This is a genomic window from Streptomyces sp. NPDC059718 (assembly GCF_042733315.1).
Taxonomy (GTDB): domain Bacteria; phylum Actinomycetota; class Actinomycetes; order Streptomycetales; family Streptomycetaceae; genus Actinacidiphila.
In genome coordinates this window covers 1-7,762 of sequence record NZ_JBHWGA010000109.1, presented here as the reverse complement: position 1 = coordinate 7,762, position 7,762 = coordinate 1, and the positions used below count along the sequence as shown (strand labels likewise).

Sequence of the window (7,762 nt, the reverse complement as noted above, 5' to 3'; positions counted from 1 at the left end):
GCCGCCTTCTGACCAGGGGAGAGCGTGTCGCTCAGTTGGGGCGGACGGCCCGGAGCGGACGGCCCCGGTTCGGGCGGCGGTTGGGGCGGATGCGGTTCGGGCGCATGGTTCCTCCGGTGGGTGAGGTCCCCGGGTTATGGGGACGCCCCTCACGCTAGGAAGGCCGCCTGCTGGTGGGAACTCGCGGCGACTTCCGCGGTGCTTGCACGTTCGTCTGGCGAAATGGCGCGGCCACAGCTTTCGCGTCCCGGAATGGGCGCCGGTTGAAGTTCGCGTGAAGCTGTCCGCCGATGGGCCTGGAATTCCCGTCCGGGGGGGGTCAGCTTGCCGCGAGGTGGAGCAGTTCGGGGACGCCTTCGGCTCCGCGGTAGCTGCGGAAAGCGGGGACGAGGTCCTGGACGAGCTGGACGCAGCGGGGGGCGCCAATGCGGCGGGCGAGCTGGAGGGACTCCCGGGCGGCCGCCGCGGCGAGCTCGGGTTCTTTCAGGTTGAGATGGCTTTCGGCCCGGTAGGCGAGGAAGACCCCGCGTGTCTTATCGCGGGCGGCGGGCAGCAGGGCCTGGCCCTCGCCGATGAGGTGGTGGGCGCGGGCGGTGTCGCCGAGGTCGAGCAAGGCTTGGCCGGAGTCAACGGCGAGGTCGGCTTCGGACAGCCAGGAGCACCAAGCGGGCCGTTCACGGCCGGAGGCAGCGTTGAGCAGCTTTTCGGCAGCGTCCAGCGACCCGAGGGCGGCACGGCGTTCGCCCTGTACGGCCAGGGTGCGGGCGAGGCGTAGGTTCAGCAAGGACCGGGCTGCGGGATGGTCGGTGCGGGTGAGGGCGTGCTCGAGGATTCCGGCGGCGGTGCTGTGGTCGGTACGCCACGCGGCCTGGTAGGCGAGGTCGCCGAGGAGAGCGGCGCCCATGTCGCGGTCACCGCCAGCGTGGGCGCTGTGCAGGCCGGCGATCCAGAACTTTGCGGCCCTGGGGTGGTCGGCGGTGTCGAAGGCGTGCCAGGCGACGGTCTGCGACAGGGAAGCGGCCAGGGCATGGAGGCGAAGGCCCACCCGTCGGGGGTACCGGCCGTTCTCGATCAGGTCGGTCACGGTTGCGAGGTGGGCGTGCAGCAGGGACGGAATGTGCTGGCGCTGCTCGGTGGGGAGGCTGTTGAGTTGCGCGCTGGTCTGTTCCAGCAAGGTGACCAGTTCGTCTCCGACGGGCTTACCTGAGGGGGTCTCGGCCGTAGCCCGGGTGTCGCCGGTGGCCCAGGTGGCGGCGAGGGCGGTGAGCGCGGCGCCGGAGACGGTCAGGAAGATGCGGCGATCCATGGCGGACAGAGCCTCTCGGAGGGCGGGAACGGTGCTGTGGGGGCCGAGCGGTGTCACGCCTGAGCTGGTGCCGTGCAGCCACTGCGGCCACGTTCCGGTGTCGACGACGCTCACCGGGATGCCGAGGGCAGCGGCGATGTAGGTCTGCGAGTCGCGGTCCGGGGTGACCCCAGCTGTCTCCCACTTGCGGATGCGTTGCTTGTCCACGCCGGAGCGCAGGCCACGCACGCGTGCGGCCATGCGGATCTGCTGTGCCAGGTCGACGCGGGTCATGCCGCGCGCTAGCCGCGCGTAAGCCAATGGATGGTCGGTGCGCTCGTCCACGACGAAATCCAATCACCGGACGTGATGTCAGCGTAGCGGCGGAAAGGGCGGGACTCCCGCGGGACTCCCGGCAATCTCTCGACCAGGTAGCACAGTTGACCGAAAATCGAACTGTCAGATGATGCGGGAGCGGTCTGCGTGACAGGAGAGAGGACTCCGCTCCCATTTCTGACGGACAAATAGCGACCCGGAAACGCCCCGGGCGGAGATCCAATTCTAGCGAGTTATCACTCGCCTCACTTCCGGCAATAGACGCCCGTCCCACAACCGTCGGCCGACGCCGCGCGGCGGTGACGAGCAGACCAACCCGCTGTCGGACCGCCTTCCGCGGCGGCGACAGCAGCAGCACCCGAACGAGAGCCCGAGAACCCCACGAGGGAAGGAAACTCAGCGTGCACATCGACCTCCCGCGCGAACTCGAAGCCGATCTGATGGGCCGTTCTCTGCCGCCCTGGGAACTGGACGGGGCGTTCCTGGCGCAGTCCACCATGGAGAAGTACCGGGCCGAGCTGACGGCCGCCCCGCAGTTCGAGGAGACCGTCGTGGCCCTGCGCCACGCGCTGACCGGGGAGGGCGGCGGCTACGCCGTGCTGCGCCTGGGGAACCTCGCCAAGGCCCTGGGGACCGGCGACCGGTTCCGGCGGCTGGCGATGGCGATCGCGGCCGAGGTGGCCGTGCCCTTCTCGCCCTTCCCGCGGTGGCCCGAGTGGAAGGACATCGGGGTCAAGGTTGACAAGGACCCCGGCAAGTCCAGCGGCACCGGCTACAACGCCTTCCACATGGATCTGGTGAACGCAACCCGGCCCCCGGAGTACACCACGCTCCTGTGCGTGCGCCCCGACCCGCTCGGTGGCGGCCCCAGCATCCTGTCCGACCCCCACGCCGCGGTGGCACGGCTGCCGGAGAACAGCCGCGCCCTCCTGGCCGAGTCGGCCTACCACTACGGGACGTTCTTCGACCTCCACGGCGTCGGCGAGGAGTGCAAGCCGTTCCCGATCCTGGACGGCTCCGACCCGGGAGTGGGGTTCGTCCGGTTCACCGCCAAGATGCTGGAGCGGTCCCAGCTCGGCAAGGCGCACGCCGACGCCGCCCGCGAGCTCGCCGAGGAGCTCGTCCGGGGCCAGCTCTCCTTCATGCTCCAGGCCGGGGACTACCTCATCGTGAACCAGCGGTGCTTCCTGCACGGCCGGGAGCCGCTCCACAGCGGGCAGGAGACCGTCCCCGCTGCCGAGCGTCGGCTGCTCCTGCAGTTGTTCCTGCGCGAGCGGGCCGGCGACGGCTCGGCCGCGTAGCCGACGGACAGCGCCGGTGACCCACCGAGTCCCGCCCCCAGTCCGGCCGCCGGAACACGCGGCACGGCCATGGGGCGGGGCCCGGTCGGGCACCGCCCGGAACGGACCCCGAGGTAGGTCGTGAACGGGTGCTAGATGCGCGACTTCCGCACCGAGTGCCAGGCCGCCCCGGCCAGAGCCCGGGCCGACCGGACCACAGAGAGGTGCTCGTGCCGGCGGTACAGGTCCCAGTTGTACGGGATGAGCGACAGTTTGTTCGAGGAGAGCGACCCGGCCCGTTGCGCCCGGTACAGCGCCAACGGCTCCCGCAGCGCCCGCGCAGGAGTCCCATCCCGCATGATCGACAACCAGAGCGCGTAGTCCTGCCTCTTCGGCATGTCCGGCATCAACCTGGTCCCGACCACCCTGCGGTCGTACATGGCGGTCAGGGCGCCGATGTGGTCATGGATCAGCATCGCGCTGTAGTCCACGTACTCCGGTGCCCACACCACACGCTCGTTCGCGACGAAGTCGGCGGCCTCGCCCGCGTACAGGGCGTCGACCTTGTAGTAGGAGGTGAACGTCAGCGGCGTGCCGGCCGTTGCGGCGAAGGCGAGCTGCTTCTCCAGCTTCGTCGGCAGCCACATGTCGTCGCTGTCGAGGAACGCGATGTAGTCGCCCCGGACCCGCTCAATGGCCAGGTTCCGAGCCCGGGCCGCGCCCCCTTGCTGTGCCGCTGCCTCCGGCAGGACCCGCTCGTCCTGCTGGGCCAGTTCTTTCAGCAGATCCATCGAGTCGTCCGTGGACCCGTCGTCGGTGATCAGCAGCTCGAGATCGGGATGGGTCTGCGCCAGCACCGACCTCACTGAGGTCCCGAGCGTGGCCGCCGAATTGTGTACCGGCATCACCACAGAAACCAGGGGCACAGCGGTGCTCCTTACCCAGATGGAGTCGTCATGGATGTTGTTGTCGCCGGCCAAGGCTACGTGGGACTGCCGCTCGCCGTGCGCGCCGCCGAGGTCGGCCACCGCGTCGTCGGCTACGACGTGGACCCCGACCGCATCAAGTGCCTCACCGCGGGCGAGTCGTACGTGGAGGACGTCACCTCCGCACGCCTCCGCACGGTACTGGACACCGGGGCCTACTCCGCGACCGCCGACGCCGCCGCGCTGGCCGACTTCGACATCGCGCTGATCACCGTGCCGACCCCGCTGCGGGACGACGGCGTGCCCGACCTGACCTACATCGAGTCCTGCGCCCGGACGCTGGGCGAGCACCTCCGACCCGGCGCGACGGTGGTCCTGGAGTCCACGACCTATCCCGGCACCACCGAGGAACTGCTGCTGTCGATCCTGGAGAAGGCCTCGGGCCTGAAAGCCGGGGACTTCCTGGCCGGGTTCAGTCCGGAACGCATCGCGCCGGGGAACGCGAGGTGGTCGTTCGACGGGACGCCGAAACTGGTGTCCGGCATCGACGGCCCCTCATTCGATGCGATCAAGGGCTTCTATGACGGCATCTTCCAGACCACGGTCCCGGTGTCCGGGACGAAGGTTGCCGAGATGGCCAAGCTGATCGAGAACACCTTCCGGTTCGTCAACATCTCCCTGGTCAACGAGCTGGCGACGCTGGCGGCTTCCCTCGGCGTGAACATCTGGGAGGCGATCGACGCCGCGGCGACCAAGGGCTTCGGCTTCACCCGGTTCACCCCGGGGCCGGGAGTCGGCGGGCACTGCCTGCCCGTCGATCCGATGTTCCTGAGCTGGAAGGTCAAGCAGGAGCTCGGCGTCCCCTGCCGGTTCGTGGAGCTCGCTGCCGACGTGAACCGCCACATGCCCGACTACGTCGTCCGGCGTCTGACGGAAGCACTGGCCAAGCGCGGCATGCCCATCAGCGGATCCCGGATCCTGCTGCTCGGCATGACCTACAAGATCAACGCCACCGACCTCCGCGAGTCGCCGTCGGCACGTGTTGCCGAACTCCTGATCAACCTCGGCGCCAAGGTCCGCGGCGCCGACCCCAACGTCCCGGCCGGCGACCACACCAAGCTCAACGTGCCCTTGGTCGACGCGAACGCGCAGGAGATCGCGGCCGCCGACGCCGTGGTGCTCCTCATGGACCACGCACGGTTCGATCTCGCAGTGATCGAGGAGAGCGCGTCCTACGTCCTCGACTGCCGAAACCGCCTGTCCGGACCGAACGTCGAGACCCTCTAGCCCCCCGACCGCTGCCGATCCGTCCTTTCCTCCCAGGGAGTTCTCTTGCGCGCCGAATGGGAACACGCCCACACGGACTTCACCGTGCCCGCGCAGCGCCACATGCCCGCCTCGCTGGCCGAGAGCGAGAGCGATTGGCGCCACCACCTGAGCTCAACCCCCAACGGCTGGCTGATCCGGCACAACGCGATGAGCGAAGCACTCGCCAGCGGCAGGCCGATGCACCTGCTGCACACCACCAGGAGCATCGACGCCATCCGCACCAGCCGGCAGTTGCACGTCTCCACCGGATGCCTGGTCGGGGCCCTGTACTGCGCACCTCTCACCAGCCAGCGCGAGGGACTGCGCCCCCACAACCTCGGCGCCTACCTGCTGCGGACCAAACCCTCCGCCACGCCCCTGATCGTCGAGGTCACCCCGGACGCCCCGATCCCGCCCAAGGGCGTCGACTACCTGCACCTCGGCGCTATCCACCTGCGTACCTACCAGCGCTACCAGAGCTTCCTCACCCCAGCCGAGAACGACCAGCTCGACCACACCATGGTGGCCGGCCTGCGTACCGCCGCCCCGTTCCTCGACCTTGCGCTGCGGAACGCCACCGGCCACGCCACGCCAGCACTGAAGTTCATCGACGACCTGTCGGCCGCCGTGAGCGGCGTGCCGTTCCTCGGCTACCTGTATTTCGAGGTCGTGTCCGAATACCTGATGCTCCACTCCGCTACTCCGGAGACCAAGGCCTACGCCGAGGCGGGAGAGCTGAACAACTGGCTCTACAAGCGCCTCGCCTTTGCCGCCGTGGACGGCATGGACGCGCTGTTCGACCTGGCCCGTTTCAATCCGCGCCATCACCGGCTCGTCGAGCTCGTCGACGGCATCGAACCGGCCCTCGCGGCGGGAGTCGCCGAGTACGTCCGACAGCGACTGTCGCACCTGTTCGCCCGGACCGCGCTGGACCCGTCCCAGGACGCGGCAGCGGTCGGCTTCCAGGACATCGATCTCAGCACGCTCCGGGAAGTCGTGCCCGGACTGATCGGCCAGATGATCTTCCGCGAGATCCGGTACATGCCTCGCTACCAGCAGCTTTACCACGTCTTCGAGAAGGCCAAGGCGCTGGAGGCATGGGATTTTTGGAATGGCGAGGGGATCCCCACCCCGTTCAACGGAGTCCTTCCCAAGGGAGAAATTGGGGTAAATCCCGTCTACCCGCGATCGGCGGTCAGGGTATGGACGGCAGAACTGGACGGTAAGGGCTACGTGCATCCGGCCGAGGAGGTCACGGTCGTCTTCATGCCGCACCTGGCGTCGTGGTGGGCGCCACCCCGTCAGCGCGACAGGCCGATCGCCATCGATGACTCGCGAGTCGGGCTGGCCCTGGGAGCCGGATCCCCGGTTCCGCCCCTGCGGTCATCCATGAATGGAGTGTCCGCATGACCGGCAAGATCCTGAGCGTCCTGACCGGCATCAACCGCACTGCGGCGCCTTCGTCCGGGAGCATGATCCTCGTCAACGATCTCTACGCCGCAATGCCCGACATCCACACGACCTTCCTGGGCAGGGCGCCGGTCGATCAGGCGTGGGAGGCTGCGTTCGATCAGCTGATCGCCCTCTCCACCACGAAACGCCCCCAGGGCCCGGACTTCGCCCCCTACGTAGACGAGTTGACGCGCGAAGTCGGTGCGCTCATCGAGAAGGCCAGGCCGGACGTCATCCACGCCCAGTACCTCGGGTTCGCGCTCAGCCTGGCGTTCGCCCGAACTGCTGGCACCATCCCGATCATCTCCATCACCCACGGCCCCGAGGTGATGGCGGCCGAGCGCGACACATCGGAACGCGAGAGCCTGAATGTGGTCGCTGCCGCAAGCGCCGCGATCGTGGTTCCGACCTCCGCCCTCGCTGACCGCATCGACGATCTCACCGGACACCGATACACCGATCGACTCACGGTCGTCCCGTGGGGCATCCGGTTGAGCGATGCCCGGCTACGTGAGCAACCGCCCACCGGACCCGGACCGCTGTCGCTGGTGCACGCCGGTCGACTGGACGACAACAAGAACACGGTCACCGCCATCGACGCCCTCGCCCTGACCGATCAGCCGCACCACTTGACCGTGATCGGCGAAGGAGCCCTGCGGGAGCACCTGGAACAGCGGGCCATCGAACTCGGGCTCCGGGACCGGGTGCAGTTTGATCCGTTCCTGCCCCGCGCCGAGCTGTGGCAGCGTCTGCCGAGCTTCGATGCCTTTGTCTTCACCACCAGGGGTCTGGAGGCTTTCGGGCTCGTCCTCATTGAGGCCCAGGCCCACGGACTCCCAGTTGCCTACTCCGATCTTCCCGGTGTGAGAGAGATCCTCGGGGGCGCCGGCGTTCCCTATGCTCCTGGCGACCCGCACTCGCTGGCCGTGGCCCTGAACCAGATGGGCCGGGACTTCAACCTACGCAAGGCCTTGAACACGGCAGCTCTCAGGAACGCGCGCCGATACGACATCACTGCCACCGGCCGCCAGCTTCGGGAACTGACGCTCCGCCTCACTTCCTAATCCTGCAGCTCTTGCACCACTAGATGATCGATTCCAAGGGCTAGTGGTCGTAGGCGGTCAGGGAACGTAGGACGCTCTGTCCGGTGTGGTGGTTGTGCCAGATGGCGGCGG

Annotated in this window: 6 protein-coding genes; 4 read left to right on the top strand and 2 right to left on the bottom strand. The window is 68.4% G+C overall.

Annotated features, from left to right (window positions below; genetic code table 11):
• Positions 1 to 319 precede the first annotated feature (319 nt).
• A complete protein-coding gene (locus tag ACFV3E_RS46120) occupies positions 320 to 1,630 on the bottom strand; it encodes an NsdA family TPR-like regulatory protein (protein ID WP_500542479.1) in 1,311 nt (436 codons plus the stop codon).
• Between the two features lie 392 nt (positions 1,631 to 2,022).
• Between ACFV3E_RS46120 and ACFV3E_RS46115 the strand changes: the two genes are divergently transcribed.
• A complete protein-coding gene (locus ACFV3E_RS46115; protein WP_500542477.1) occupies positions 2,023 to 2,922 on the top strand; it encodes a TauD/TfdA family dioxygenase in 900 nt (299 codons plus the stop codon).
• Between the two features lie 131 nt (positions 2,923 to 3,053).
• On the opposite strand, the gene ACFV3E_RS46110 is transcribed toward ACFV3E_RS46115, so the two are convergent.
• Positions 3,054 to 3,827 carry a glycosyltransferase family 2 protein gene (locus tag ACFV3E_RS46110; RefSeq protein WP_500542475.1) on the bottom strand — a complete coding sequence of 258 codons (774 nt, stop codon included), beginning with the start codon at positions 3,825 to 3,827 and terminating at the stop codon, positions 3,054 to 3,056.
• 30 nt (positions 3,828 to 3,857) lie between these two features.
• Between ACFV3E_RS46110 and ACFV3E_RS46105 the strand changes: the two genes are divergently transcribed.
• Genes ACFV3E_RS46105 through ACFV3E_RS46095 form a run of 3 tightly spaced genes read left to right on the top strand, consistent with a single transcriptional unit; the run spans position 3,858 to position 7,651 of the window.
• Positions 3,858 to 5,114 carry a nucleotide sugar dehydrogenase gene (locus ACFV3E_RS46105; protein ID WP_500542473.1) on the top strand — a complete coding sequence of 419 codons (1,257 nt, stop codon included), beginning with the start codon at positions 3,858 to 3,860 and terminating at the stop codon, positions 5,112 to 5,114.
• 45 nt (positions 5,115 to 5,159) lie between these two features.
• Positions 5,160 to 6,545 carry a hypothetical protein gene (locus tag ACFV3E_RS46100; protein ID WP_500542471.1) on the top strand — a complete coding sequence of 462 codons (1,386 nt, stop codon included), beginning with the start codon at positions 5,160 to 5,162 and terminating at the stop codon, positions 6,543 to 6,545.
• The gene (locus ACFV3E_RS46095; protein ID WP_500542469.1) at positions 6,542 to 7,651 is read left to right on the top strand and encodes a glycosyltransferase family 4 protein; all 1,110 of its coding nucleotides are present in this window, start codon (positions 6,542 to 6,544) and stop codon (positions 7,649 to 7,651) included. The genes ACFV3E_RS46100 and ACFV3E_RS46095 overlap by 4 nt, the downstream gene beginning before the upstream one ends.
• Positions 7,652 to 7,762: the final 111 nt, after the last annotated feature.

Excerpts from the sequence above, each read along its gene's own strand:
- ACFV3E_RS46105 (WP_500542473.1), top strand. The coding sequence starts at position 3,858 with ATGGATGTTGTTGTCGCCGGCCAAGGCTACGTGGGACTGCCGCTCGCC.
- ACFV3E_RS46095 (WP_500542469.1), top strand. The coding sequence starts at position 6,542 with ATGACCGGCAAGATCCTGAGCGTCCTGACCGGCATCAACCGCACTGCG.